This window comes from Paenibacillus sp. FSL H3-0329, from assembly GCF_037963285.1.
In the GTDB taxonomy this organism is placed as follows: Bacteria; Bacillota; Bacilli; order Paenibacillales; family Paenibacillaceae; genus Paenibacillus_AQ; species Paenibacillus_AQ odorifer.
Genome location: NZ_CP150150.1, coordinates 5,133,118 through 5,158,730, shown reverse-complemented (window position 1 = coordinate 5,158,730; position 25,613 = coordinate 5,133,118). Strand labels below are relative to the sequence as shown.

Annotated in this window: 24 protein-coding genes; all 24 read left to right on the top strand. The window is 46.8% G+C overall.

What is annotated here, in order from left to right; translation table 11 throughout:
• Window positions 1-46: 46 nt before the first annotated feature.
• The 24 genes from mraZ to NSQ66_RS22745 all read left to right on the top strand — a co-directional run bounded on the left by mraZ (window position 47) and on the right by NSQ66_RS22745 (window position 25,436).
• A complete protein-coding gene (gene mraZ / locus NSQ66_RS22860) occupies window positions 47-484 on the top strand; it encodes a division/cell wall cluster transcriptional repressor MraZ (protein ID WP_036683674.1) in 438 nt (145 codons plus the stop codon).
• A 36-nt stretch (window positions 485-520) separates the two neighbouring features.
• On the top strand, window positions 521-1,474 hold the full coding sequence (gene rsmH / locus NSQ66_RS22855; protein WP_036683671.1) for a 16S rRNA (cytosine(1402)-N(4))-methyltransferase RsmH: 954 nt from the start codon (window positions 521-523) through the stop codon (window positions 1,472-1,474).
• A 23-nt stretch (window positions 1,475-1,497) separates the two neighbouring features.
• Window positions 1,498-1,890 (top strand): septum formation initiator family protein, encoded by a 393-nt coding sequence (locus NSQ66_RS22850; protein ID WP_036683668.1) that lies wholly within the window; start codon window positions 1,498-1,500, stop codon window positions 1,888-1,890.
• 46 nt (window positions 1,891-1,936) lie between these two features.
• Window positions 1,937-4,171: a penicillin-binding transpeptidase domain-containing protein gene (locus tag NSQ66_RS22845; RefSeq protein WP_076103782.1), complete on the top strand. Its 2,235-nt coding sequence runs from the start codon at window positions 1,937-1,939 to the stop codon at window positions 4,169-4,171.
• Between the two features lie 79 nt (window positions 4,172-4,250).
• Window positions 4,251-6,176, top strand: a complete 1,926-nt coding sequence (locus NSQ66_RS22840) for a stage V sporulation protein D (protein WP_036683661.1) — start codon at window positions 4,251-4,253, stop codon at window positions 6,174-6,176.
• Between the two features lie 55 nt (window positions 6,177-6,231).
• Window positions 6,232-7,719 (top strand): UDP-N-acetylmuramoyl-L-alanyl-D-glutamate--2,6-diaminopimelate ligase, encoded by a 1,488-nt coding sequence (locus tag NSQ66_RS22835; protein WP_076098546.1) that lies wholly within the window; start codon window positions 6,232-6,234, stop codon window positions 7,717-7,719.
• The gene (gene murF / locus NSQ66_RS22830) at window positions 7,716-9,122 is read left to right on the top strand and encodes a UDP-N-acetylmuramoyl-tripeptide--D-alanyl-D-alanine ligase (RefSeq protein ID WP_038572862.1); all 1,407 of its coding nucleotides are present in this window, start codon (window positions 7,716-7,718) and stop codon (window positions 9,120-9,122) included. Before NSQ66_RS22835 ends, murF begins: the two co-directional genes overlap by 4 nt.
• Before the next feature lie 21 nt (window positions 9,123-9,143).
• On the top strand, window positions 9,144-10,109 hold the full coding sequence (mraY, locus tag NSQ66_RS22825) for a phospho-N-acetylmuramoyl-pentapeptide-transferase (RefSeq protein ID WP_038572861.1): 966 nt from the start codon (window positions 9,144-9,146) through the stop codon (window positions 10,107-10,109).
• 3 nt (window positions 10,110-10,112) lie between these two features.
• A complete protein-coding gene (gene murD, locus NSQ66_RS22820; protein ID WP_339279425.1) occupies window positions 10,113-11,534 on the top strand; it encodes a UDP-N-acetylmuramoyl-L-alanine--D-glutamate ligase in 1,422 nt (473 codons plus the stop codon).
• Window positions 11,535-11,583: 49 nt separating this feature from the next.
• Window positions 11,584-12,681 carry a stage V sporulation protein E gene (spoVE, locus tag NSQ66_RS22815; RefSeq protein WP_036683647.1) on the top strand — a complete coding sequence of 366 codons (1,098 nt, stop codon included), beginning with the start codon at window positions 11,584-11,586 and terminating at the stop codon, window positions 12,679-12,681.
• Between the two features lie 5 nt (window positions 12,682-12,686).
• Complete coding sequence (gene murG / locus NSQ66_RS22810) at window positions 12,687-13,799, top strand: undecaprenyldiphospho-muramoylpentapeptide beta-N-acetylglucosaminyltransferase (protein WP_036683645.1); 1,113 nt, start codon at window positions 12,687-12,689, stop codon at window positions 13,797-13,799.
• Between the two features lie 206 nt (window positions 13,800-14,005).
• Window positions 14,006-15,289 (top strand): UDP-N-acetylglucosamine 1-carboxyvinyltransferase, encoded by a 1,284-nt coding sequence (gene murA, locus NSQ66_RS22805; protein ID WP_036683642.1) that lies wholly within the window; start codon window positions 14,006-14,008, stop codon window positions 15,287-15,289.
• A gap of 64 nt (window positions 15,290-15,353) precedes the next feature.
• Window positions 15,354-16,109, top strand: a complete 756-nt coding sequence (locus tag NSQ66_RS22800; protein ID WP_036683639.1) for an FtsQ-type POTRA domain-containing protein — start codon at window positions 15,354-15,356, stop codon at window positions 16,107-16,109.
• A gap of 343 nt (window positions 16,110-16,452) precedes the next feature.
• Window positions 16,453-17,715: a cell division protein FtsA gene (gene ftsA / locus NSQ66_RS22795; RefSeq protein ID WP_036683637.1), complete on the top strand. Its 1,263-nt coding sequence runs from the start codon at window positions 16,453-16,455 to the stop codon at window positions 17,713-17,715.
• Between the two features lie 61 nt (window positions 17,716-17,776).
• On the top strand, window positions 17,777-18,898 hold the full coding sequence (gene ftsZ, locus NSQ66_RS22790; RefSeq protein WP_076129065.1) for a cell division protein FtsZ: 1,122 nt from the start codon (window positions 17,777-17,779) through the stop codon (window positions 18,896-18,898).
• A 269-nt stretch (window positions 18,899-19,167) separates the two neighbouring features.
• The gene (spoIIGA, locus tag NSQ66_RS22785) at window positions 19,168-20,115 is read left to right on the top strand and encodes a sigma-E processing peptidase SpoIIGA (RefSeq protein WP_036683940.1); all 948 of its coding nucleotides are present in this window, start codon (window positions 19,168-19,170) and stop codon (window positions 20,113-20,115) included.
• A 92-nt stretch (window positions 20,116-20,207) separates the two neighbouring features.
• On the top strand, window positions 20,208-20,930 hold the full coding sequence (gene sigE / locus NSQ66_RS22780; protein WP_036683937.1) for an RNA polymerase sporulation sigma factor SigE: 723 nt from the start codon (window positions 20,208-20,210) through the stop codon (window positions 20,928-20,930).
• Window positions 20,931-21,008: 78 nt separating this feature from the next.
• Window positions 21,009-21,791, top strand: coding sequence for an RNA polymerase sporulation sigma factor SigG (gene sigG, locus NSQ66_RS22775; protein WP_036683631.1), 783 nt, complete (start codon window positions 21,009-21,011; stop codon window positions 21,789-21,791).
• 130 nt (window positions 21,792-21,921) lie between these two features.
• The gene (locus tag NSQ66_RS22770; RefSeq protein ID WP_036683628.1) at window positions 21,922-22,266 is read left to right on the top strand and encodes a YlmC/YmxH family sporulation protein; all 345 of its coding nucleotides are present in this window, start codon (window positions 21,922-21,924) and stop codon (window positions 22,264-22,266) included.
• A gap of 104 nt (window positions 22,267-22,370) precedes the next feature.
• The gene (pgeF, locus tag NSQ66_RS22765; protein WP_076098551.1) at window positions 22,371-23,228 is read left to right on the top strand and encodes a peptidoglycan editing factor PgeF; all 858 of its coding nucleotides are present in this window, start codon (window positions 22,371-22,373) and stop codon (window positions 23,226-23,228) included.
• A 3-nt stretch (window positions 23,229-23,231) separates the two neighbouring features.
• A complete protein-coding gene (locus NSQ66_RS22760; protein WP_038572851.1) occupies window positions 23,232-23,918 on the top strand; it encodes a YggS family pyridoxal phosphate-dependent enzyme in 687 nt (228 codons plus the stop codon).
• An 11-nt stretch (window positions 23,919-23,929) separates the two neighbouring features.
• On the top strand, window positions 23,930-24,370 hold the full coding sequence (gene sepF, locus NSQ66_RS22755; RefSeq protein ID WP_036683619.1) for a cell division protein SepF: 441 nt from the start codon (window positions 23,930-23,932) through the stop codon (window positions 24,368-24,370).
• Between the two features lie 7 nt (window positions 24,371-24,377).
• Window positions 24,378-24,644 carry a YggT family protein gene (locus NSQ66_RS22750; RefSeq protein ID WP_036683616.1) on the top strand — a complete coding sequence of 89 codons (267 nt, stop codon included), beginning with the start codon at window positions 24,378-24,380 and terminating at the stop codon, window positions 24,642-24,644.
• A gap of 9 nt (window positions 24,645-24,653) precedes the next feature.
• Window positions 24,654-25,436 carry a YlmH/Sll1252 family protein gene (locus NSQ66_RS22745; RefSeq protein ID WP_038572849.1) on the top strand — a complete coding sequence of 261 codons (783 nt, stop codon included), beginning with the start codon at window positions 24,654-24,656 and terminating at the stop codon, window positions 25,434-25,436.
• The last annotated feature ends 177 nt before the right edge of the window (window positions 25,437-25,613 follow it).

Below are 25,613 nucleotides of genomic sequence, written 5' to 3'. Positions count from 1 at the left end.
AAAGTGGGGTAAAGTGGGGATTCGGGGATTAGGGGTGGGAAAAAGGATGTTCATGGGAGAGTATCAACACAGCATTGACGACAAAGGCCGAATCATTATTCCGGCTAAACTCCGTGAATTGCTCGGAACCTCCTTCGTGACGACCCGCGGCCTAGACTCCTGCCTGTTTGTTTATCCCATGGAAGAATGGGCAATCATGGAACAAAAGCTTAAAAGCCTTTCGCTGATGAAATCAGATGCCCGCGCATTTAGCCGCTTTTTTTTCTCAGGTGCAACTGAATGTGTTTGGGATAAGCAGGGAAGGGTAAATCTGCCGGCTAATTTACGGCAGTATGCCAAACTGGACAAAGACTGTGTCATTCTGGGCGTTTCGAACCGGGTGGAAATCTGGAACAAAGAGCTTTGGGAACAGTACTTCGAACAGTCCGAGGAATCGTTCAACGAAATCGCTGAGAAATTGGTGGATTTCAATTTTGATCTATAAAACACAATAACGAATACTGTCCTGGAGGGATGCAGCTTGTTTCACCACATCACGGTGCTTAAGGAAGAAGCGACAGAAGGGCTGCACATCAAAAAAGACGGAATCTATGTAGATTGCACTCTCGGTGGAGCGGGACACAGCTCACTTATCGCTTCCAAGCTTAGCGGCGAAGGCCGTTTAATCTGTTTGGATCAAGATGATTGGGCTTTGGAGAACGCAAAAGAAAGATTAGCGGAATACGGAGACAAGGTTGTGACTATTAAGACTAACTTCCGTGATCTGGAGAGTGTACTTAAGGATGTGCCCTTTGTGCCACAAACAGATGGTATTCCCCAAGTAGATGGAGTGCTCTTTGATCTTGGCGTATCCTCTCCCCAGTTTGACGAAGGGGAACGAGGCTTTAGTTACAATCATGATGCTCCGCTGGACATGCGCATGGATCAGTCAGCACTTTTGACGGCTGCTGAAATTGTGAATACATGGTCCGAGCAGGAGATTGCCCGTGTTCTTTTCCAATATGGAGAAGAGAAATTCTCGCGGAGAATCGCTAGAAAAATTGTAGACAGAAGAGAAGAAGCTCCTATTGAGACAACAGGAGAATTAGCAGAACTGATCAAGGAAGGTATCCCGGCAGCTGCTCGAAGAACAGGAGGGCATCCCGCTAAACGTAGCTTTCAAGGATTAAGGATTGCTGTGAATGACGAATTGGGTGCTTTTGAAGAAGGGCTACATAGTGCAGTACGTTGCCTTGCACCAGGAGGCAGAGTATCCGTCATCACCTTTCATTCGCTCGAAGACCGAATTTGCAAGCAAATTTTTAGCAGCTATTTAAGCAGATGTACATGCCCGCCTGACTTTCCGTTTTGCGTATGCGGCGCGAAAGGCACGCTTAAGTTAATCAATCGTAAACCGCTTGTGCCTTCTGAAGAAGAGCTTGAGCTTAATACCCGAGCCCGCTCAGCTAAGCTGCGCATTGCAGAAAAATTGTAATTGACGATAAAGGAGAGTCAGAGATGGCCTATACCCGCGGCAATTTAGCAGTTCAGCCCAAAAGAAAAGAAGAGGTAAACCCCCTTTACCGCGAGAAGACAAAAGTAGTTACCAGACGAAGAGTACTTCCGCTGCAAGAGAAACTTTTGTATATGCTGACGCTAGGAGTATGCGTTCTGGTGGCGATCACCCTGATTTCACGTTACGTCCAAATTTATGATTTGAACTTGCAGGCTCAGAAATTAGATCAGGATATTGCAACAGCCAAGAAGCAGATTTCTACGTATCAGATGGAAAAGCAGAATCTAGAGCAGAAAGTCGCCCAAAAAGCACGGGATCTTGGTTATGTGTCTCCGGATGAGAATGCAACAATCTATATTCCGGCAAGCTCGGCAACGACTCCAGGTGATAATTAGTGAGCGATTGGCAAGATCGCAATAAAAAAAGTTGTGAGGTTCGCTTATGCTGAAAAGAATAAAACTTCGCACGCTGTTTATAGGAGGGTGTATTACCCTCTTTTTTCTTGTTTTGATCGTTAGAGTGTTCTGGATTCAAGTTATGCAAGGTGAGGAATGGCAGGAAAAGGCCGCCACACTTTGGGCACATACCTCAACTATCAAAGCGGAGCGAGGTACGATTTCTGACCGTAACGGGAGTGTGCTCGCTAGCGATGTCCCTGCTTATACCGTGGTGGTGAATCCTGAAGTGATTCAACAACAAGGCATCGGGGAAGAGGTCATCACAGGATTACACGAATTGCTAGGCAAACCAGAGGATGAGCTGCGTAAGCTGGTTGAAGCCAAGGACGAAAAGACGGGTGCTTACCTCAAGAACCGTGAAATACGTAATGAAGGCTGGAAGATTGATCAGGAGCTTGCCGATAAGGTGAAAGAATTTTATGTAGCCCTAGGTAAAGAACATAAAATTCAAGAGACCGGTATTGGGCTTGTTAGAGAGCAGAAACGATATTATCCAAAAGATGAATTAGCTGCACATATCTTAGGTTATACAGATAGGGACGGCAATGCTATCATGGGACTGGAAAAATACTTTGATACGGAGCTTAAGGGTGCCGATGGCAAGCTGCTTTATCAAAGTGACGGTCAAGGGGTAAAATTGCCGGATTCACAAGATACCTATAAGCCAGTAGTAAATGGAAGTAATTTCAAGCTTACAATCGATAGTACGATCCAGCATTATATAGAAGAGGCCATGCAAAAGGCGTATGCGCAATATAAGCCAAAAAGTATGAGTGTCATTGCTGCTGATCCGAACACGATGGAGATTTTGGGATTAGCCAATATGCCTACCTATAATCCAAATGAATTTTGGAAGACCGGGGCCGATGGGGCGGGATTCTATAATCATGCTATTAAATCTAAATACGAGCCTGGTTCCACTTTCAAAATTGTAACGCTTGCCGCCGCAGTAGAAGAGAAGCTTTTTGATCCTGTTGCGACATTTTTGTCCGGGTCCATCCGGATAAAGGGATATAGTAAGGCACTGCATGATATTAATCATGCTGGATGGGGGCAAATCAGTTTTCTTGAAGGTGTGAAACGTTCTAGTAACGTTCTATTCGTTAAGCTATATGAAATGCTCGGACAGGACAAGCTATTACAGTATATCAATGATTTTGGCTTCAATGAGAAAACGGGAATCGATCTGCCAGGAGAAGTAAGCGGGGTCGTTAACCCTAACCTTGGACGTCCTATAGAAATTGCGACACTCGCATATGGACACGGAAAAGTGCTAGTAACCCCACTTCAGCAGCTCGTTGCCGTATCTGCTATCGCTAATGGGGGGAAGTTGATGACTCCGTATGTAGTTAAGGAGGTCACAAACCCTAACACTGGTGAGACAAAGGTTACTCAGCCTAGTGTAGTGCGTCAGGTGATTGATGAGGAAAGCGCCAAGAAAACGGGTGAATATTTGGAGCAGGTTGTTGCTGACCAAGTAAAAGGAACAGGGCGTAACGCTTATATTGACGGCTATCGCGTGGCAGGAAAGACAGGAACGGCTATCAAGGTTGAAGGTAAGGATTATGTGAAATCCAAAGTACTTGTCTCCTTTATTGGTTATGCTCCTGTTGATGATCCAAAGATCGCTGTTATTGTCATTATTGACGAACCTAACGTTGAGGTTGGCGGCGGTAAGGCAGCTGCTCCAGTATTTAAAGAGATTGTATCCCAGTCTCTGCAATACATGGGAGTACCTAAGCTGGCGTCTGAGGCTAGTGATAGCAGCAGCAAAAAGCCGGCTAAGACTGAAACAGTCGCACTTCGGACTACACCAGATCTAACAGACAAGACGATGAAGGAAGCAAGAGAAGCACTTTTGGATCAAGGCTTCGATTATGTAGTGGTCGGTGAAGGATCTGCTGTAGAGAGTCAATATCCTGAGGCAGGTACGAAGCTTGCTACAGGGCAACGGATCTATTTATTAAGTCCGCAGGGGGCTCAGCCTACCATTCCAGATTTAAAAGGGGAATCCCTGCGTGATGCACTTGAAATTCTAACTCTACTAAAAGTAGAGATTGCGGTAGACGGAGAAGGTTACGTCTCAGAACAGATTGTAGGAACGCAAAATGGCAAGACCTTGGTCACTTTGAAAATGAAGCCATTAAATGATTATGGCGAAGATATTCCCGTGGCCCCGCCTGCTGATGAGGGGACAGATTCCGAGAGCGGAACATAGCTTGTTCTAACCCCTGTTTGTCCCGAATAGTCATGAAGATAAGAGCTCATGTCTATTGTTGAAAGTGGGGGAGAACGGAATGAAGGTTTCCAAAGTCGTAACACGGCGGAGAATGCTGTGGACATTGCTGGGACTGGCAGTGTTATTCGGTTCGCTGGTCGTGCGTCTTGCGTATGTGCAATTATCTCAAGGCGAGGAATTGACTGCGAAGGTAGAAGATTCCTTGCGCCGCAATATTCCTTTTACCGCTAAACGTGGTGAAATTATGGATCGTGAAGGTGTGCCGCTCGTTTCTAATATCACCACACCTACAGTGTATGCAGTACCGGTGCAGGTAAAAGAGAAGCAAAAGACAGCACAGCAATTAGCTCCACTGCTTGGGATGACTGAGGAGAAGCTGATGACATTGCTGTCCAAAAAAGAAATGTCGGTGAAACTTCAGCCCGGCGGCCGCAAAATTACGATGGATCTTGCCGCGAGCATCCGTGATTTGCAGCTGCCGGGCATCGTTGTCGCTGAGGATAGCAAAAGATATTACCCTTACGGCGATTTAGCCGCGCATATTTTAGGCTTCACAGGTATAGATAACCAGGGTATTACAGGAGTAGAGAGTATATATGACAATCTGCTCAAAGGCATAGCCGGCAATATTTCTTATTTGTCTGATGCAGGCGGAAGACTTATGCCTGGCTCATCTGAGAAATATTCTGCCCCTCAAGACGGACTTAATCTGGAGCTGACGATTGATAAACAGATCCAGTCCATTATGGAACGTGAGCTGGATCAGGCTATGGTAAAATATCAGGCGCAGGGTGCTTGGGCTATAGCTATGAATCCGAAGAATGGTGAGATACTAGCCATGGCTAGCAGACCGGGGTATGAACCAGCATCATACAAGGAATATGATGCGCAGATTTACAACCGGAATCTGCCTATCTGGATGACCTATGAACCTGGTTCAACGTTCAAAATCATTACTCTGGCTGCTGCGCTGCAGGAAGGTAAAGTAGATCTTCAGAACGATCATTTCTATGATCCGGGTTTTATCGAGGTAGCGGGCGCAAAGCTGCGCTGCTGGAAAAAGGGCGGCCACGGTAGTCAAACCTTTTTACAGGTAGTTGAGAACTCCTGTAACCCTGGGTTTGTCGCCTTAGGGCAACGGCTGGGAAAAGAATCACTTTTCAAATATATTCGTGATTTTGGTTTTGGCAGTAAAACGGGAATTGATCTGAATGGGGAAGCTAATGGCATTCTGTTCAAGCTCAGTCAAGTAGGTCCGGTAGAGCTTTCGACTACAGCCTTCGGCCAAGGGGTTTCGGTTACGCCTATTCAGCAGATAGCTGCGGTATCCGCAGCTATCAATGGTGGCAATCTCTATAAACCACATGTAACAAAAGCATGGGTTAACCCGGTTACGGGAGAGACTGTATCAGAGGTGAAGCCAGAGCTTGTGCGGCAGGTCATTTCGGAGGAAACATCCAAGAAGGTGCGGGCAGCACTTGAGAGCGTGGTTGCCAAAGGCACAGGACGGCCGGCTTTTATTGACGGCTATCGTGTAGGTGGCAAGACGGGTACTGCACAGAAGGTTGTAAATGGACGTTATTCTCCAACAGAGCACATTGTTTCTTTTATTGGCTTTGCGCCAGCGGATGATCCACAGATCGTTGTGTACACTGCCGTGGATAATCCGAAAGGGATTCAATTTGGGGGTGTGGTTGCAGCTCCAATCGTGCAAAATATTTTGGAAGACTCGCTGCACTATATGAAGGTTCCGGAGCGCAGTGATCAGCTTCCCAAAACTTATAAGTATGGCGAAACTCCGATAGTGACCGTACCTGATCTTACCGGAGCAACGGTGCAGGATATCTATGAGGATTTAAATATGAATTTTAATCTTGCACGTTCAGGCACAGGAAATACGGTCATCAATCAAGCTCCTAAGGCTGGGGCCAGAGTAGAACAGGGCTCAACCATCAGGATTTATATGGGAGCATCTAGTGAATAATGATTTAGGTATAAGGTTTCAGCTCGTATCCGAAAATGTAGAGTGAGGGATTACTATGAAAGTTAACGAATTATCTGCTTGTCTTGCTACTTCGCAACTATACGGGGATGGAGATGTGGAGATTACTGATCTTCAGACGGATTCCCGCCGTGTAGGCCCGGGAGATCTATTCATCTGTTTGCCTGGCCACACCGTGGACGGGCACAAATATGCGCCGCAAGCAGTAGCCTCCGGAGCGGCGGCTATTGTATGTGAGCACAAGCTGGAGCTTGATATCCCGCAGATTGTTGTGGATGACTGCCGGTTTGCGATGTCTGTCATGTCGAATGCTTTCTTTGGCTCACCTAGCAGCCGGATGAGAATGATCGGGGTGACGGGCACAAACGGCAAAACAACAACGACTTATCTCATTGAGCGGATTATGCAGGATCAGAATATGAAGACAGGTCTGATTGGAACGATTCAAATGCGCTATGACGGCAAAAGCTACCCTATGTCAGGCACAACTCCGGAGTCGCTAGATCTGCAGCGGTCCCTTCATGATATGGCTTCCAAAGGTGTGGAATGTTGCGTAATGGAAGTATCCTCTCACGCACTTCAGCAAGGACGTGTGAAGGGTGCGGACTTCCGTACGGCAATTTTTACGAACTTAACCCAAGATCATCTGGATTATCATCATACAATGGAGGAGTATCGGGCGGTTAAAGGGCTCTTTTTCTCCAGATTAGGAAATGTGATCTCTCCGTGGAAGGAAGAACGCAAATATGCGGTGTTGAACGCGGATGATGAAGCCAGTCAATATTTTGCAGCCCAAACTGCGGCGGAAGTGATTACATATGGCATTGATAACAACGCTAATGTCCGAGCTTCGCAAATATCGATCACTGCAAAAGGAACTTTTTTCCATGTAGATACGTTTAAGGGGAAGACGGACATTTCGCTCCGTATGGTTGGAAAGTTCAATGTCTACAATGCACTCGCGGCGATTACAGCTGCTTTATTGGAAGATGTCTCTCTGGCTGATATCAAGACTAGTCTTGAGGCAATCGATGGTGTAGCTGGACGGGTGGAGTCAGTGGATGAAGGTCAGGAATTTGCTGTTATCGTTGACTACGCACATACACCAGACGGGCTAGAGAATGTATTAAAGACGGTCTGCGAATTTGCTACCGGCAAAGTGCTTACAGTGTTTGGCTGTGGCGGAGACAGAGACCGGACGAAACGTCCATTAATGGGGAAGATCGCTGCACGATATAGCGACATGGTATTCGTAACTTCTGACAACCCTCGGACGGAGGACCCTCAACTAATCTTGAAGGATATAGAAGCAGGACTAGTAGAGGATGGAGTCACCTCTGACCGGTATCATATGATTGTTGATCGCCGAGAAGCTATCGGGGAGGCTATTGAAATGGCAAGCCCTGGCGATGTAGTATTGATTGCGGGGAAAGGTCATGAGACCTATCAACTGATTGGCGGAGTGGTTCATGATTTCGATGACCGCATCGTCGCTAAAGAAGTTATAAGGGGCCGAAACTATTGATTACAAGAACGCTTGAAAATATTGCTGCCATGTGCGCAGGGGAACCTGCTGCTGTCGAAGCTATGAATACAACCCTTACGGGAGTCGTTACCGACTCCCGTAAGATCACACCCGGCTGCCTGTTTGTGCCTCTATCTGGAGACAAATTCGATGGTCACCACTATGCTGCCGCAGCACTGGCTGCTGGTGCTGGCGCAACCTTGTGGCAACGCGATAAAGGACCGGTACCTGAAGGTGGCGGAGTTATTATTGTTGAAGATACGCTGGAGGCTCTCCAGAAGTTGTCCGCTGCTTATCTGAAGGAAGTGGCTCCGCAGGTTGTCGCTGTTACGGGCAGCAACGGGAAAACAACAACAAAAGATATCATTATGTCTCTGCTTGAAGTGCAGTTCAAAGTGCACAAGACAGCGGGGAATTTCAATAATCATATCGGTCTTCCGCTTACTATTTTATCCATGGCTGAGGATACAGAGATCGCTGTACTTGAAATGGGGATGAGCTCGCGGGGAGAAATTGCTCTGCTGGCTTCTTTGGCTGAACCTGACGTAGCGGTAATTACTAATGTAGGCGAGTCGCATTTACTGCAGCTGGGGTCACGTAAAGAAATAGCCCGCGCCAAGCTGGAGATTGCTGAGGGGCTGAAGCCGGGGGGACTGCTGATTTATAACGGTGACGAACCGCTGCTGACTGAGGTAATGCAAGAGTCCACTTTTAAGGCTCCAGAAGGGATGAGAACCTTCCGTTTTGGTCTAAATGAGGATAATGATGATTATCCAACAGGGATGATGTCCCATACTGGTGGCATGACGTTCACGTCAAGCCGTCATAAGGAACATGCTTTTACATTACCGCTGCCAGGTCAGCATAACGTTGTTAACGCTCTGGCTGCACTAGCGGTTGCTCGTCATTATGGGGTTACGGAGCAGAATATGAAGGACGGTCTAAGCAAGCTCAAGTTGACGGGCATGCGGATTGAAGTGATTCGGACTTCCTCCGGACTTACGCTTTTAAACGATGCTTATAATGCCAGCCCTACTTCTATGAAGGCGGCTATAGATGTCCTGCAATCTATGAAATGCAGTGGCAATAAAATCGCTGTGCTCGGGGACATGCTGGAACTTGGGCCGGAGGAAGTAGAATTTCATCAAGAAATAGGCTACTACCTTGACCCTTCATTAACTGATTTTGTATGTACTTACGGACCATTATCCGTTCATATTGCCAAAGCAGCAGAAGAGAAATTCGGCAAAGAGCGCGTAAAAGCTTTTACAGATAAAGCGGAACTAACCGCTGTCCTTCTAGAGAAATGCAGTGCTAAGGATATTGTTCTATTTAAAGGATCAAGAGGAATGAAGCTCGAGGAAGTGCTTCAGAGCCTAAATAAAGATATTCAACAGACCTAAATCATTGGAGGGGGTGTACCCATGGATTATCAACTATTGTTATTGACTATTGCTGTTTCCTTTATCCTTGCGGTCATTGCCGCTCCGCTCTTCATTCCGCTTCTGCGCAGGATGAAATTCGGACAGCAGGTGCGAGATGACGGACCGCAAACCCATTTGAAGAAAGCGGGAACGCCGACTATGGGCGGTATCGTGATTATCGTAGCTTTTACCTTGTCTTATCTGAAATTTTCTGTGGTGAATACAGATTTTTACGTACTGCTCGTAGCTACGCTTGGTTTTGGATTGATCGGGTTTTTGGATGACTATATCAAAATTGTATTTAAGCGTTCCTTAGGGCTCACAGCACGTCAAAAGTTATTTGGACAGCTGCTGGTTGGTGCTCTGATGTGCGGTCTTCTGATTTATGCCGGACACAGTACAAATATCAGCGTACCAGGTACTGATTTCAGCTTTGATTGGGGTGGCTGGTTCTATTATCCATTCATCATTATTATGATGATGGCAGTGACGAATGCCGTTAACTTTACAGATGGAGTCGATGGACTGTTGTCTGGTGTCAGTGCCATTGCATTGGCCGCATACGCGGTGGTGGCAATGCAAGCTACGTCTATTGCGGCAGGTGTATGTGCTGCGGCAATGATTGGTGCTGTATTAGGCTTTCTTGTGTTCAATGCCCACCCTGCTAAAGTGTTTATGGGGGATACGGGTTCGTTTGGTATTGGTGGTGCTATAGGTGCTATTGCTATTGTCACGAAGAGTGAGCTGCTGTTTCTCATCATAGGCGGTGTCTTTGTAATTGAAATGTTATCCGTTGTGATTCAAGTGGTTTCATTTAAAACCCGTGGCAAACGTGTATTCAGAATGAGCCCGATTCACCATCATTTTGAGCTTGGTGGCTGGTCGGAGTGGCGTGTGGTAATTTCGTTCTGGGCGGTTAGTTTGGTGTTGGCTGCTGTGGGACTATTTATTAGCAAGGGGTTGTAGAGAATGAAACATCCAGATATGTATCGTGGTGAAGAAGTTGTGGTTCTTGGGCTTGCTAAAAGCGGTGTCCAGGTGGCTAAAGTGCTGCATGAACGCGGCGCTATAGTTACGGTTAACGACAAAAAGGAAAGAGATCAAAGTCCCGAAGCTTCCGTATTGGAATCTTTGGGAATTTGTGTTATATGCGGCGGGCATCCGGAAGGACTTATTCATGAAGGTGTAAGTCTGGTAATCAAAAATCCAGGCATTCCTTATTCTGCGCCCCCTGTACAAAAGGCAATTGAGCTTGGAATTGAAGTGGTCACAGAGGTAGAGGTGGCTTATCGACTTTGTGCAGCGCCGATGATCGGCATCACAGGCTCCAATGGCAAGACGACAACGACGACCTGGGTAGGCCATATGCTGGAAGCTGCGGGAATGAACCCTATAGTTGCGGGCAACATTGGTACGCCTCTTTGTCAGGCTGCACAAGAGGCTACAGAGGATAACTGGATGGTGGTCGAGCTTAGCAGCTTTCAACTCAAAGGTACGGAGACCTTCCGGCCAAAGATAGGCTGTCTGCTGAATATTGCAGAGACTCATCTGGATTATCATGGAAGCATGAAAGATTATGTGGATTCCAAAACCAAGCTGTTCGCTAATCAATTAGCTACGGATACAGCAGTGCTGAACTGGGATGATCCTGTCTGCCGGGAACTTGTGCCCTATGTGAAGGCTTCGATTCTTCCATTCTCCTTGTTTGAGGAACTGCCTCATGGAGTATTTGTTAGCCCGTCCTATATTACGGGGCAAGATGATGAGCTGAAGCGCCACATTATCTATCGCGAATCTGCGGACAAGGAAACGATAATCGCGGATGTGGATTCCATCGCTCTTCCGGGTCGCTTTAATGTGGGGAATGCGCTGGCTGCCTGTGGAATTGCTATTGCCGCTGGAGCTGACCCCTCTCTATTAAGCGAAGTGCTTTCTTCTTTTCGTGGTGTGGAGCACCGCCTGGAGTATGTAGCTGATAAGGCTGGAGCCGCTTATTACAACAATTCCAAAGCAACGAACTCCAAAGCGACAATTACGGCTTTGACATCGTTTCAGCGTCCGGTGGTATTGATCGCTGGCGGATTAGACCGTGGCTCCGATTATATGGAGCTGCTGCCTGTCCTGAGCGGACGCGTCAAAGCTTTGGTGGCGTTAGGACAAACCAAGGACAAGCTAATAAATGTAGCACAGCTGGCAGGATTAAAGCAGATTATCTCCGTCGATAATGGGGAGAGCGCCGCCGCCGTGCTGCAAGCAGCTGTGCGGGGAGCTTCCGCTCTGGCGGAAGAAGGAGATATCGTTCTCCTGTCTCCTGCATGTGCTAGTTGGGATATGTTTACATCCTATGAAGAGCGCGGGTGTATTTTTAAAGAGGCGGTGCATAACCTTTAAGTAGGGGGGTGGATAAGCCCCTACTACGGATGCAAGAGGTGTGCTCCTGATGAACAAAACTCGTCATGCTCCCGATATTTGGTTGCTGATTCCCATTCTTTCTTTGCTGGTAATCGGCATGGTGATGGTATACAGCGCCGGATCTGTCTTGGGCTTCCGCAATTATGGAGATTCGTTTTACTTTGTAAAGAGGCAGCTTTTGTTTGCAGGACTGGGACTTGTTGCAATGTTTGTTACAGCGAATACAGACTACAAAGTGTTAAAAAAGCTGGCTAAGCCGGCACTGATTGTCTGCTTTATCCTGCTCGTTATGGTGCTTATTCCCGGCATTGGTGTAGTTCGCGGGGGAGCGCGCAGCTGGCTCGGAATCAGCTCCTTCGGGATTCAGCCCTCCGAGTTCATGAAGATGGGGATGATTCTATTTCTGGCGAATTGGCTGGGAAAAGAAGAGTATGATATCACCTCCTTCACTCGTGGCTTACTTCCACCGTTAGCGCTTATCGGATCAGCCTTTGCACTGATTATGCTCCAGCCGGATCTGGGTACAGGTACCGTTATGTTTGGCGCAGCCTTGATGATGGTCTTTACAGCTGGGGCAAGAATGAAACATCTACTCTCACTAGGAGTAGCTGGCGTGGCTGGGTTTGTTGCTTTGGTTGCCGCAGCACCTTACCGGCTGCAGCGGATAACCGCTTTTCTTGATCCTTGGTCCGATCCCCTCGGTGCAGGCTACCAGATTATTCAGTCGCTATACGCGATTGGCCCTGGAGGGCTTGGGGGTCTCGGACTTGGAATGAGCCGGCAGAAGTACAGTTATGTACCTGAGCCGCAGACCGATTTTATTTTTTCTATATTGGCCGAGGAACTGGGGTTTATCGGTGGTTTGGCTGTGTTGATCCTGTTTCTTATTCTAATCTGGCGCGGAATGAAGGTGGCGATGAGTCTGCCTGACCGTTTTGGAAGCTATTTGGCCGTTGGCATCGTTTGTATGGTGGCTGTGCAAGTCATTATTAATATTGGTGTGGTCATCGGTCTAATGCCTGTAACAGGCATCACACTTCCTCTGATTAGCTATGGAGGTTCTTCGCTTACACTGATGTTAACCTCCCTGGGCATTCTATTGAACTTATCCCGTTATGCGAGGTGAAAGACATGCGTATCGTATTAAGCGGCGGAGGCACGGGTGGTCATATCTATCCCGCAGTCGCTGTTGCTAGACAACTGGAAGCAGAAGATAGTGAATCTACCTTCCTGTATATTGGTGGAACGCGTGGCTTAGAGAGCAAGCTTGTTCCCCAAGAGAATATCCCTTTCAAATCTATCGACATCACTGGCTTTCGGCGCAAGCTGTCCATGGACAACGTCAAGACGGTGATGCGTTTTTTAAAGGGCGTTAAGGCTTCCAAAGAAATGTTAAGAGAGTTTAAGCCTGATGTTGTAATTGGTACAGGCGGTTATGTATGTGGTCCGGTCGTTTACGCTGCATCCCGGCTAGGTATCCCAACCTTGATCCATGAGCAAAATGCTATCCCTGGTTTAACAAATCGTTTTTTAAGTCGTTACGCGAGTACAGTGGCCGTAAGCTTTGAAGGGACAGAATCTGCTTTTCCGGGGAGCAAGCACGTAATCTACACAGGTAATCCTCGGGCAACGACGGTTACTACGGCTAGTCCACAACGGGGGTTTGCCTCGCTGGGCATTCCGGATAACAGCACGGTTGTTTTGGTTGTTGGCGGCAGTCAAGGGGCTAAGGCTATTAATAAAGCCATGATTGAAATGGCCCCATTTGTGGGTAAGGGTAATGGTGTTCATTATGTTTACGTTACAGGTGAGCCTTATTTTGAGGATACCCGTGCTGAATTGCGTCAGAAGCTGGGTAGCACACCGAACTGGCTGCATGTCCTACCTTATGTTCACAATATGCCGGAGGTCTTGGCTTGTACCTCCTTAATCGTAAATCGGGCGGGGGCATCCTTTCTCGCTGAGATTACAGCGCTGGGTATTCCTTCTGTACTTATCCCTTCTCCTAATGTGACGAACAATCACCAAGAGGCGAATGCAAGACAGCTGGAACGCGAAGGGGCCGCTGTGGTGCTGCTTGAGAAGGATTTGAATGGTAAGGCGCTTTATGAAGCTGTGCAAGCAATCATTGGAACTGAAGCTGTACGCCAAAAAATGTCCGAGGCTTCCAAACGACTGGGCAAAAGGGATTCTGCTGCCATTGTCACTAACGAACTCCGAAGACTAGCCGGTAAACAGTCTTAAGCCATTTACCTTTGAGAGGTATTTTCCTTATTGGCAGCTCTCTGTCACACACTTGGAGGAACGAACATAGGATAATCCTATAATCGTGACAATCACCCAGAACACTTCCTAACCTGAAAGGTAGTGCAGGATAATCTTGTACATTTCATATGACCTTGTATCGGAAGTGTTTGTGGTGGGTGAGCGGTAATCTCGGAGGTGATACATTGGACAAATTGGTGATTGAGGGTGGAAGTCCCCTGTCAGGCACCATTCGTATCCATGGAGCAAAAAATGCGGCGCTGCCGATTCTAGCGGCAAGCCTGCTGGCCGAAGGAGTTCACTCACTGCATAATGTGCCGAAGCTGCTGGACATCGAGACTATGCTAGACATCTTGGATCGGCTGGGCTGCAGGTGCGTGCATCAAGAGGATACGGTGACGATAGATACGTCAGCCGTGGGGACATCTCATGTACCTGAGGATTTGATGCGGCAGATGAGATCTTCCATTTTTTTAATGGGACCGCTGTTATCCAGATTTGGTGAGGTAACGATCTATCAGCCTGGTGGCTGTGCGATCGGGGAGCGTAAAATCGATCTTCATTTGCAGGGTCTTAAAGCACTGGGGGCGGAGATCGAGGAAAGCAACGGACGAATATCCTGTCGGGGCTCAAAGCTTGTAGGGAGTGATATTCATCTCGACTATCCAAGTGTTGGAGCCACGGAGAATATTATGATGGCTGCCGCCAAGGCAGAGGGGACAACGACGATATCGGGAGCAGCAAGAGAGCCGGAAATACAGGATCTACAGCAATTTTTGAATAGTATGGGTGCTCAGATTATCGGTGCAGGCACGGATACCATTACGATCCAGGGTGTCAAAAACTTATATCCCTGTACGTACGAGGTAATCCCAGACCGGATAGTGGCTGGAACTGTAATGATTGCTGCGGCAGCTACACGTGGGAATGTGACCTTGACACATACGAACGCCGGGCATCTGACTTCGCTTATTCATGTGCTTAAGCGGGCTGGTGTTCAAATCACAGTATGCAATGATATAATTAATGTCAGCTGCATGGGACGTCCGCGTGCGGTTGAGAGAATCGTAACCTCTCCTTATCCTTCTTTCCCGACGGATCTGCAATCTCAGGTCATGGTGCTGCTGTCGCTCGCCGATGGTTTTAGTGTGATCAAGGAAACGGTGTTTGAGGGACGGTTCAAACATGTGGAAGAAATGGCCCGGATGGGTGCTGACATCTCTATCGATTTGAATCGTGCGTTTATTCGCGGCGTTCAGAGATTGTATGGTGCTACTGTGGAAGCTACTGATTTGAGGGCGGGTGCAGCTCTGGTCATTGCCGGGCTTGCTGCACAAGGGACTACGGTCGTTGAGCAAGCGCATCACATTGACCGTGGTTATGATGGAATAGAGAAGCTGTTTCAGAAGCTTGGCGCGCGTATAAGCCGTAAGGTGCCTGTAACGGATCCACTTGATTTGGCCAATTAAAGCTCCCTGTCTCCTTCCAGATCTCTCAGAGAAGGAGACAGGGCCTTATTACGGAGATATGAGAATGACTACAACCCGATTACCTCTTCTTAAAGAGGACAAGCCTAAGAAAAAAATGAGCCGTAAGATTACGGCGATCCTGCTGCTGCTGTTCACTGCGCTTCTTGCTGTGATTTTTTTCAGATCGTCTATTAGCCATATTACAGTGATAGATTTTCAAGGTAGCAAGTATTCTACTAGTGAAGAGTTACTCTCACAAAGTGGAATTAAAATAGGTGGGCAATTCTTTGCTGTATCAACTAAAGCTGTGGAAGAATCTCTGCTGAAGCTTAAGACGATTAAAGACGTCAGCGTGCAGAAGAATTTCCCCGGGGTGATCACAGTAAAGATTGAGGAATTCCCTGCGGTAGCTTATGAACTGGAACAGGGAGGCCTCTTAAAGGCGATTCTGTCCAGTGGAGCTGCAGTGCCTGTTAATGAGACTGGAATTGCTGTTGAGAAACCTATATTAACGAACTGGGACCCGGAAGATCCGAATAAGGCTAAGCTTTGTCAAGCATTAGCAAGCATTCCTAATGAATTGACAAGTGATATCTCTGAGATTGTTCCCTCGCCAACCTTGTCTTTTCCAGACCGGATCAAGCTCTATACTAGATCCCGTTTTGAGGTGATTACAGCCATCTCTTTGCTAAAGAGCAAGGTGTCCTATTTGAATCAGATTATAGAGACTGAACAGCCTGGACTCATTAAAATGCTAGAAGCCGATTCATATGTTCCTTTTCAGGTGGAAAGCGATGAAGAAGATGTTGCGCAAGATTAGTGTGGAGGTAAATAGTCCCTACTAATAGAGTTAAAAAAATGCTACAATCGGAGTTACGGGCAAGAAGCTATATCCCTCTTTTTTCTTCGATTTTTTTGAGATATAGTACTATATTTGGTTGAAATGACCAATTAGGCCGATATTTCTTGTGATAATTGCTATTTTTACAATAACATATGAGTAACTATTCACATTTGGGGATGTTGGAATATTATTCCGTTCAAAAAATTTGTAGAAAAAAGAGGGAAAGGATTAGGTATGTTGAATATGTACAGAGAAGTTTCCCGGGACCGGGATAAGGTAATGCAATTAATTATGATTATAACAGGAGGTGCCATAGGACTTGAGCAACAATGACATCATTGTTAGTTTGGACATCGGTACATCCAAAGTTCGGGCAATAATTGGGGAAGTTACCAATGGAACCTTTAATATTATTGGCGTTGGATCTGCTGATTCGGAAGGAATACGTAAAGGCGCGATTGTAGATATCGACCAAACTGTGCAATCGATCAAAAGTGCTATAGATCATGCAGAGCAGATGGTGGGTATTCAAATATCAGAGGTTTATGTAGGCATTTCCGGTAATCATATTGGCCTGCAATCCAGCCACGGTGTTGTGGCCGTTCAGAATGAGGATCGTGAAATCGGCGATGATGATATCGATCGCGTAATTAAAGCTGCGGAAGTCATTGCTATGCCTCCGGAGCGTGAAGTGATTGATGTTGTTCCCAAACAATTTATCGTCGATGGTCTTGAAGGAATTCAAGACCCGCGCGGAATGATTGGTGTTCGTCTGGAAGTTGAGGCAACAATCATTACGGGTGCTAAGACGCCAATACATAATCTACTACGCTGTGTTGAGAAATCAGGGCTGAAGGTAAAGGATCTTGTGCTGATGTCTCTTGGAGCTGGTGGATTGGCGCTGTCCAAGGACGAGAAATCGATGGGATCTGTTCTGGTTGATATTGGTGCGGGCTCAACAACAATAGCCATATACGAAGAGGGTTCTCTTAGTGCAACCTCCACGATTCCGATCGGAGGAGAATTCGTAACCAATGATATTGCCTACGGACTTCGGACACTTACTGATCAAGCGGAGAAGGTAAAACTTAAATATGGTTGCGCATGGATTGACGATGCAGCCTCAGACGTTGTCTTCAAGGTATTGCGCATTGGCAGTAACGTGGAGAAGGAATTTAACCAAGAGGATCTGGCGGCAATTATCGAGCCAAGGGTGCAAGAAATATTCCACCTGATTCGTCAAGAAGTTAAACGGCTTGGTTACAGTGAACTGCCTGGAGGTTATATACTTACAGGTGGGACTGTCTCGATGCCGGGTGTATTGAAAGCTGCTCAGACCGAGCTGGCTGCATCTGTACGCATCGCCGTGCCGGATTATATCGGTGTACGGGACCCTGGGTTTACCGGCGGTGTCGGTATTCTGCATAATGTTGTCCGTAGTTTCCGAGCAAGAAACAGTGGTGGAAGCAGCAACAAAAAGACGGTCAACCGGAGCAAGCAGAACGCCACTCCGAGTCAGGAAACTGTTCAGAAGCCCGGATTTGTGGAGCGTCTAAAAAATATGTTTAGCGAGTTTATATAAGTGTAAGTCCAGATATACTTGGACCGGCCATCCAAGCACATTGAGGGGGAGATGGAACAATATGTTAGAATTTGATTTTGAAATGGAGAGCTTGGCGCAAATAAAAGTCATCGGCGTGGGCGGCGGAGGTAGTAATGCTGTCAACCGGATGATTGAAAACGGCGTTCAGGGTGTAGAATTTATTACGGTTAATACAGACGCCCAAGCGTTGCATATGGCCAAATCGGAGCACAAGCTGCAGATTGGGGACAAGCTGACCCGTGGTTTGGGTGCAGGCGCCAACCCTGAAGTCGGTAAGAAAGCAGCGGAGGAATCCCGTGATCTGATTTCGAATACCCTTAAAGGTGCAGATATGGTATTTGTTACTGCAGGAATGGGTGGCGGTACAGGTACAGGGGCGGCGCCAGTTATAGCTGAAATTGCTAGAGAATGTGGAGCCCTGACTGTGGGTGTAGTTACTCGCCCGTTCACTTTTGAAGGAAGAAAACGTTATAACCAGGCAATGCTTGGAATCGAAGCTTTGAAAGAAAAAGTCGACACGCTAATCGTCATTCCAAATGACCGTTTGCTTGAGATCGTTGATAAGAAAACACCGATGTTGGAAGCTTTCCGTGAAGCAGATAATGTTCTCCGGCAGGCTGTTCAAGGTATCTCTGACCTAATTAAGGTTCCTGGTCTGATTAACCTTGACTTTGCGGATGTAAAGACGATCATGACAGAGCGCGGTTCAGCGCTTATGGGAATTGGTATAGCAAATGGTGAGAACCGTGCGTCTGAAGCAGCACGTAAAGCCATCATGAGCCCACTCTTGGAAACGTCTATTGAAGGCGCCCGCGGCGTAATCATGAATATTACGGGAGGATCTAACCTCTCCCTATACGAAGTCAATGAAGCGGCTGAGATCGTTACATCCGCCTCTGATCCTGAAGTGAATATGATCTTTGGTGCGATAATTGATGAAGGCCTGAAGGATGATATCAAAGTAACAGTAATTGCTACTGGCTTTGAACATAAACCATCACCTGAAGCACCAGGACGCCGTCCGGTCTCGACGAATAACGAGCCAGCGGCAGCACCGGATAAGAACGCTGCTAATCTGCGTCCGTTCGGGAATCAGAATACGTCAGATCAATTAGATATTCCGACGTTCCTGCGTAACCGTAATCGTGGCAACAATGACTAATTAAATATTTTTATTAAGAGATATGAAGCAGCGTATTCCCCAGCTAATAGAGCTAGGGCAATGCGGTGCTTTTTTTTATGTGAAATGTTGTTCAGTAGGAATAAAACCCTCCCGCGCTATAACTCGACAAAAAAACCTTAAGAATGCCCCCCAAGTTTAGACAGACTTTGAAAGCGAGACTTTTTATACTAATCATATCGTCCAAAAAAACAGAGCCTGATCCATTTTGGCTACAGGATAGATTCCGCCATAGTAAGCAGGTGAATGCACTGGTTGTTTATATTGACTTGATATTCGCCGCCAATCTAGTGATCGACGGAATTCTTTTGTGGCTGACAGGCTGGATGGTCAAGCTGAGGATATCATGGTGGCGGCTAGTCCTCTCAGCTCTGGTTGGTGCGCTCTATGTGGTGATGATGTTTGTGCCGGAGTTGTCTTTCATGTATACCTTCCTCATTAAGTTTGGATTGTCGGTGGTTATGCTATGGATTGCCTTTGGTTTTGGGAGTCTGCAAAGCTACCTTCGCACTATGGGAGCTTTTTATATTATCAACTTCGCAGCTGCTGGTGGGATTGTAGGTATTCACTATTTGCTGCAGAGCTCCGGTGATATTTGGAATGGTATTATGTTCACTGCTTCAGGAGGGCATGCTTACCGCCTAAAGATTGGTTTTTGGTTTGTAATTGCAGTATTTCCCCTGGTGTTAATCTGCTTCAAGGCAGTGCACTCCTCACGAATCAGAAGGGAGCAGCTTGAAACCTATATCGGTGAGGTGGTAGTAGAAATTGATGGAGTGACTGTTTCCTGTCCCGGCCTGCTAGACACAGGTAACCGGCTTTGTGATCCTTTGACCCGCATACCGGTGATGGTTATGGAATCTTCGCTCTGGGAGGGACATCTGCCTGAAACATGGAAAGGTAGACTCACTCAGGACGGAGCGGACAAACTTTTACTAGAAACGGACGGGCAGTCGTTTGCTTGGCAGGACAGGATGCGACTGGTGCCTTACAGGGGAGTTAACCGGGGGGCATCATTTATGCTTGCACTGAAGCCTGATCAGGTGACGATAAAGCTTGGTGAAGATATCTTTTATTGTAAAAGAGTCTTGATCGGGCTGGATGGTGGGACATTGTCGGGGGATGGAGCCTATCGGGCTGTAATACATCCTGATTTGACTCAAAAAGAGAGCGCTATTGATGCAGCACTGCCTTCCTAATCTTTAAAGCTAGCTGAACCAAACTTCTGATGGCTGAAAGCGGGATTTGAAAGCTTCACACGCGAACCGTGCACTTCTTGGAGGAGGAACAAATAATGGTCAAATGGAAAATTGCTCTGCAGCTGCAATATTACCGCATGCTGTTTCTACTAGGGCTGAAGAGTCAGGAAATCTATTATATTGGCGGGAGTGAGGCACTTCCTCCACCGCTGACACGGGAAGAAGAAGAATATCTGCTTCAGCGGCTGTCTAGCGGCGATGCAGCTGTTCGTGCGATGTTGATTGAGCGCAATCTTCGCTTGGTAGTATATATCGCTCGTAAATTTGAGAATACCGGCATTAATATCGAGGATCTGGTTTCGATTGGCGCTATTGGCTTAATTAAGGCTGTGAACACTTTTGATCCTGAGAAAAAAATAAAACTGGCTACTTATGCATCCCGCTGCATAGAGAATGAAATCTTGATGTATCTGCGGCGGAACAGCAAGACACGGAGTGAGGTTTCTTTTGATGAGCCGCTTAATATTGATTGGGATGGCAATGAATTATTGCTTTCTGACGTATTAGGAACGGAAAATGATACCATTTATCGGAACATAGAAGAACAGGTTGATCGCAAGCTGCTGCAAAAGGCACTGGAAAAGCTGAGTGACCGGGAAAGACTCATTATGGAGCTGAGATTTGGCCTGCGCGGAGGCGAAGAAAAGACACAAAAAGATGTGGCCGATCTGCTTGGCATCTCCCAATCTTATATTTCGCGGCTGGAGAAAAGAATTATCAAGCGGCTGCGCAAGGAGTTTAACAAGATGGTGTAAGGTGAAATTAGCAAGGAATAAAATGGCGAGCCCGGGAGATAATGTACAGTAATGTTTCTCCTTGGGAGGTAAATCATCATGACCCGTAATAAAGTCGAGATTTGCGGTGTGGATACTGCTAAGCTGCCTGTTCTAACGAATGTGGAAATGCGGCAACTGTTCACTTCGCTGCAGCAGCAGGGCGAGCGATCCGCCAGAGAGAAATTGGTAAACGGTAATCTTAGACTTGTTCTAAGCGTTATCCAGAGGTTCAATAATAGGGGAGAATTTGTTGACGATTTGTTCCAGGTGGGTTGCATCGGTCTGATGAAAGCCATTGATAATTTCGATTTATCACAAAACGTTAAATTCTCCACATATGCAGTTCCGATGATTATCGGTGAGATTCGGCGTTACCTGCGTGATAACAACCCGATTCGGGTATCACGTTCTCTCAGAGATATCGCCTACAAGGCGCTCCAGGTACGTGATAGTCTGACCAATCAGAACTCGCGGGAACCGACGATATTCGAAATATCAGAAGCGCTGGGTGTGCCGAAGGAAGATGTTGTATTTGCTCTTGATGCCATTCAGGATCCAGTGTCCTTATTCGAGCCGATCTATCATGACGGCGGCGATCCTATTTATGTAATGGACCAGATTAGCGACGATAAGAATAAGGATGTGTCGTGGATCGAAGAAATTGCATTACGTGAAGCGATGCGTAAGTTAGGACAAAGGGAGAAACGAATTTTATCCATGCGGTTTTTCGAAGGGAAAACACAGATGGAGGTCGCAGACGAGATTGGCATTTCACAGGCACAGGTCTCACGTCTGGAGAAATCTGCGATTCAGCAAATGCAAAAACACGTGAAATCTTAGAGCAGTAGCCATGAGGAGATATTCCAGAATCCGGGTTAAGGATTTTGGGCGATCTCCTCTTTTTAATGAATGTAGACAAGCTTCCGTATCATATATTGGACTATAGGTCGGATTGTACAGGGGTGGTGAGATGAACGAGGATTATCAAGGGTCTGCCAAAAAAATGAAGATCTCTGATTTTCAGACGAAGGATGTTATCAACATTGTAGATGGCAAGCGGCTGGGGCAGATTAGTGATCTGGAGCTTGATTTGCGCCGTGGTGTCATAGATGCCATCGTTATACCCGGATACACACGGTTTATGGGATTGTTCGGAGGCGGGACAGATTTGATTATTCCATGGCGGAATATAGTCAAGATCGGGTCCGATGTAGTGCTCGTGAAGATTGAAGAGTCACGGATGTCTCCGGGACAGGAAGAGCGGGAAACGATGTATCTGGAGCGGGGAGATCGCAGCGAACGGCGCACTTATTAATTAGGTGCGTTTTTTGTTTTTTTATTTAAGAATTTAGGCGATCTGGCTTAAGCGTCACTTTGTACGGGTATTTACATGTGGTACACTAAGGCGGAGGTGAGGAAATGGAACCGTTTGTGCAGGGGAAAGAAATGCTTATGCTGCTCCATCTGGAGCCGTGGCGAGTGGAGCATAACGAGATTACAGCGGGGTTTACTGGTAGACAGGGAGGGGCTAGCAAGGCGCCCTATGACAGCCTGAATTGTGCGTTTCACGTTGGGGATGCTCCTGAAGCTGTCCTGAGCAATCGGAGAGCGCTTGCCGAAGCTCTTGATTTCAAACCGGAAGCATGGACCTGTGGAGAACAAACCCATGGGGCAGAGATAGCTGTGGTAAGGGAAGTAGACCGTGGGCGGGGACAACAGGACAGAGCATCGGCATTTCAAGCCACGGACGGTCTGCTGACGGATGTGCCCGGGGTTTTGTTGACTTCTTTTTATGCGGATTGTGTGCCCCTTTATTTTTATGATCCCGTGCGTAGAGTCGTCGGTCTTGCGCATGCAGGCTGGAAAGGGACGGTGGCTCAGATTGCCGCAGCCATGGTGAATAAGCTGCAAACGGTATACGGCAGCAATCCACATGATATTGTGGCAGCGATCGGTCCATCCATTGGCGACTGCTGTTATGAGGTGGATGATTATGTGATGGAGCATGTTCGCCAGTTGGAGGGCAGCTTGAATGAGGGTATAGAAACTTTCGATGCTGTGGAGCTTTACAGAGCCTCAGAGACTGATCAGAGTAAATACTTGCTAAACTTGAAAGAAATGAATCGACGCATTATGATAAAAGCAGGAATATTGCCGACTCATATCGAATGTACAACATGGTGTACAAGCTGTAATCGTGATTTGTTTTTTTCATATCGCAAAGAAAACGGTATTACAGGCAGAATGACGAGCTGGATCGGAATAAAGGAGAGTTGAAAGTTGTCTTTAACACTGCAGGAGAGAATTGCTGAGGTAGAGGAACGTGTAGCACGTGCCTGCGCGGCAAGCGGCCGGGATCGTAATGACGTCAAGGTAATTGCAGTGACGAAATATGTTTCTCTGGAAATGGTATCCTCCGTATTGGAGGCAGGACTAGAGCATATTGCCGAGAGTCGCTGGCAGGATGCTGAGCACAAATGGAAGGTTTTAGGGGACAAGGGGACATGGCATTTTATCGGGCATTTGCAAACCAATAAGGTTAAAGACGTTATTGGAAAATTTCAATATATACACTCTTTGGACCGGATGTCTCTGGCGCAAGAATTACACAAAAAGGCGCTTGCCGCCGATCAGGAAGTGAATGTGTTTCTTCAAGTGAATATCTCTGGCGAAGATACGAAGTTCGGTCTGTCACCTGAGGCAGTACCTGGATTTTTACGTGAAATCGCTAGTTTGGACCGCGTTAAGGTAATTGGACTTATGACGATGGCACCTTTAGAAGGTGATCCAGAGCTTACCCGTCCTGTATTTCGCGGACTTCGTGAGCTGCGCGATGAGCTTAATCAACTTGCTTTGACACCTGAGCCGATTACGGAGCTGTCCATGGGAATGTCGAATGATTTTGAAGTGGCGATACAGGAAGGAGCTACCTGGGTACGCCTGGGTACGGTGTTAGTAGGCCATTAGGAGGGATCGTGATGAGCGTTATGAACCGATTTATGAGTTTTTTGGGCTTGCAGGAGGAAGAGGAAGTTGTGGAGCGGGAGCAAATCCACGAAGAGGATGAGTATGAGCCGGCCCCTGTAGAAACCCGCAAAAATCAAAGGGGCAACGTTGTCAGTATCCATTCGCAAAAAAATGTCAAGGTTGTATTATATGAACCACGTTCATATGATGAGGCACAGGAGATTGCTGATCATCTCCGTTCGCATCGGACGGTAGTAATTAACCTGCAGCGTGTTCGCAATGATCAAGCAATGAGAATTATTGATTTTCTCAGTGGAACTGTTTATGCCCTTGGGGGAGGAATCTCTAAAATTGGGGGCAATATATTTATGTGCACTCCAGATACTGTTGAAATTCAAGGCTCCATTACAGAAATCCTAGGTGACGATCAAGACTATAACAGAATGAGGTGAATGGGCTTTGCTTCAAATTGATTACATTATCGATATTTTGTTTAATATCTATTTTTACATGATTATTTTCTATGTGCTAATGTCCTGGTTACCCAACGTTCGTGATAACTTCATTGGAGAACTGCTAAGCAAACTCGTAGAGCCGTATTTAACACCTTTCAGACGGTTTATTCCACCGCTCTTCGGTACACTTGATATCTCTCCAATCATTGCATTACTTGTCTTGGAATTCGCAGCAGGCGGACTTAAATCTATCCTGCATTTGATTTTTTAGGCATCTGTGATGAAGAACGAAGTTTACGGGCATTTTCATCCCGATGAACGTCAATTTGTGGACAAGGCCTTTGAATGGGTTACCAACGCTGGAGAATATCATGAGACTAAATTAACTGAATTTCTCGATCCCCGCCAAGGTTTTATTCTGCAAACTTTAGTTAACCGCCATCCTGACGTGATTGTTAAATGGGAGGGTGGACATGCTGAGGCAGAGCGGAAGCGAGCGCTTGTCGCCCCTGATTATCGTGATCTGGATCAGGAAGACATGGAGCTGAAGGTGCTTGCGATAACCTCAGGGGAGCAGAAGTTTCTGGCCTTGGAGCACGGGGACTACATGGGTTCTATTCTGGGGCTGGGCGTTAAACGAGGCAAAATCGGTGATATTCATGTTCTGGACGATGGTTGTCATGTTGTAGTCGCTGCTGATATTGCAGATTATTTAGCTATGAATTTAACTGGAGTGCACCGGATACAGGTAAGTACGGAAGTATTACCCCTTTCCGCCTTGCGTAATAGTGAGGTTAAGCTGGAAGTGATGGATTTGACTGTAGCGTCCCTGCGATTGGATGGCATTGCCGCAGATGTAACACGGCTTAGCCGAAGCAAAATTCTTGCTCCCATCAAGGCTGGACGCGTTCGGGTAAACTGGAAAGTGGAGGAAGACCCATCCTGCAGTCTTAAGGATGGTGACATGGTATCTATTCAAGGTTTCGGTCGCTTCAAGGTGCTAGAGGTCGGCAGTTTGACGAAAAAGGGCCGATACCGTGTTCAGATTGGTAAATTTGTGTGAATCCCTTGCAGGAATACGGTCTTACTTGTCGAAATTGATTATTTCGAGGGAATCAAACATTTTTAAAGCTGGACGCCGATACTTTAAAGAAGAGGCGGACCATAAATGGCAGGCGGAACACAGAAACACCTTCTGCCTTTACTTGAAGTACAGTCTTTCTTCTTTGTCTGCCGCTTA

Bases quoted from the DNA above. Each gene is read 5' to 3' on its own strand.
- NSQ66_RS22840 (WP_036683661.1), top strand. From the start codon at position 4,251: ATGAAGGTTTCCAAAGTCGTAACACGGCGGAGAATGCTGTGGACATTG.
- NSQ66_RS22800 (WP_036683639.1), top strand. From the start codon at position 15,354: ATGACTACAACCCGATTACCTCTTCTTAAAGAGGACAAGCCTAAGAAA.
- murG (WP_036683645.1), top strand. From the start codon at position 12,687: ATGCGTATCGTATTAAGCGGCGGAGGCACGGGTGGTCATATCTATCCC.
- NSQ66_RS22745 (WP_038572849.1), top strand. From the start codon at position 24,654: ATGAAGAACGAAGTTTACGGGCATTTTCATCCCGATGAACGTCAATTT.
- spoVE (WP_036683647.1), top strand. From the start codon at position 11,584: ATGAACAAAACTCGTCATGCTCCCGATATTTGGTTGCTGATTCCCATT.
- murD (WP_339279425.1), top strand. From the start codon at position 10,113: ATGAAACATCCAGATATGTATCGTGGTGAAGAAGTTGTGGTTCTTGGG.
- NSQ66_RS22770 (WP_036683628.1), top strand. From the start codon at position 21,922: ATGAACGAGGATTATCAAGGGTCTGCCAAAAAAATGAAGATCTCTGAT.
- pgeF (WP_076098551.1), top strand. From the start codon at position 22,371: ATGGAACCGTTTGTGCAGGGGAAAGAAATGCTTATGCTGCTCCATCTG.
- NSQ66_RS22845 (WP_076103782.1), top strand. From the start codon at position 1,937: ATGCTGAAAAGAATAAAACTTCGCACGCTGTTTATAGGAGGGTGTATT.
- NSQ66_RS22850 (WP_036683668.1), top strand. From the start codon at position 1,498: ATGGCCTATACCCGCGGCAATTTAGCAGTTCAGCCCAAAAGAAAAGAA.
- ftsZ (WP_076129065.1), top strand. From the start codon at position 17,777: ATGTTAGAATTTGATTTTGAAATGGAGAGCTTGGCGCAAATAAAAGTC.
- sigG (WP_036683631.1), top strand. From the start codon at position 21,009: ATGACCCGTAATAAAGTCGAGATTTGCGGTGTGGATACTGCTAAGCTG.
- sepF (WP_036683619.1), top strand. From the start codon at position 23,930: ATGAGCGTTATGAACCGATTTATGAGTTTTTTGGGCTTGCAGGAGGAA.
- NSQ66_RS22835 (WP_076098546.1), top strand. From the start codon at position 6,232: ATGAAAGTTAACGAATTATCTGCTTGTCTTGCTACTTCGCAACTATAC.
- mraY (WP_038572861.1), top strand. From the start codon at position 9,144: ATGGATTATCAACTATTGTTATTGACTATTGCTGTTTCCTTTATCCTT.
- mraZ (WP_036683674.1), top strand. From the start codon at position 47: ATGTTCATGGGAGAGTATCAACACAGCATTGACGACAAAGGCCGAATC.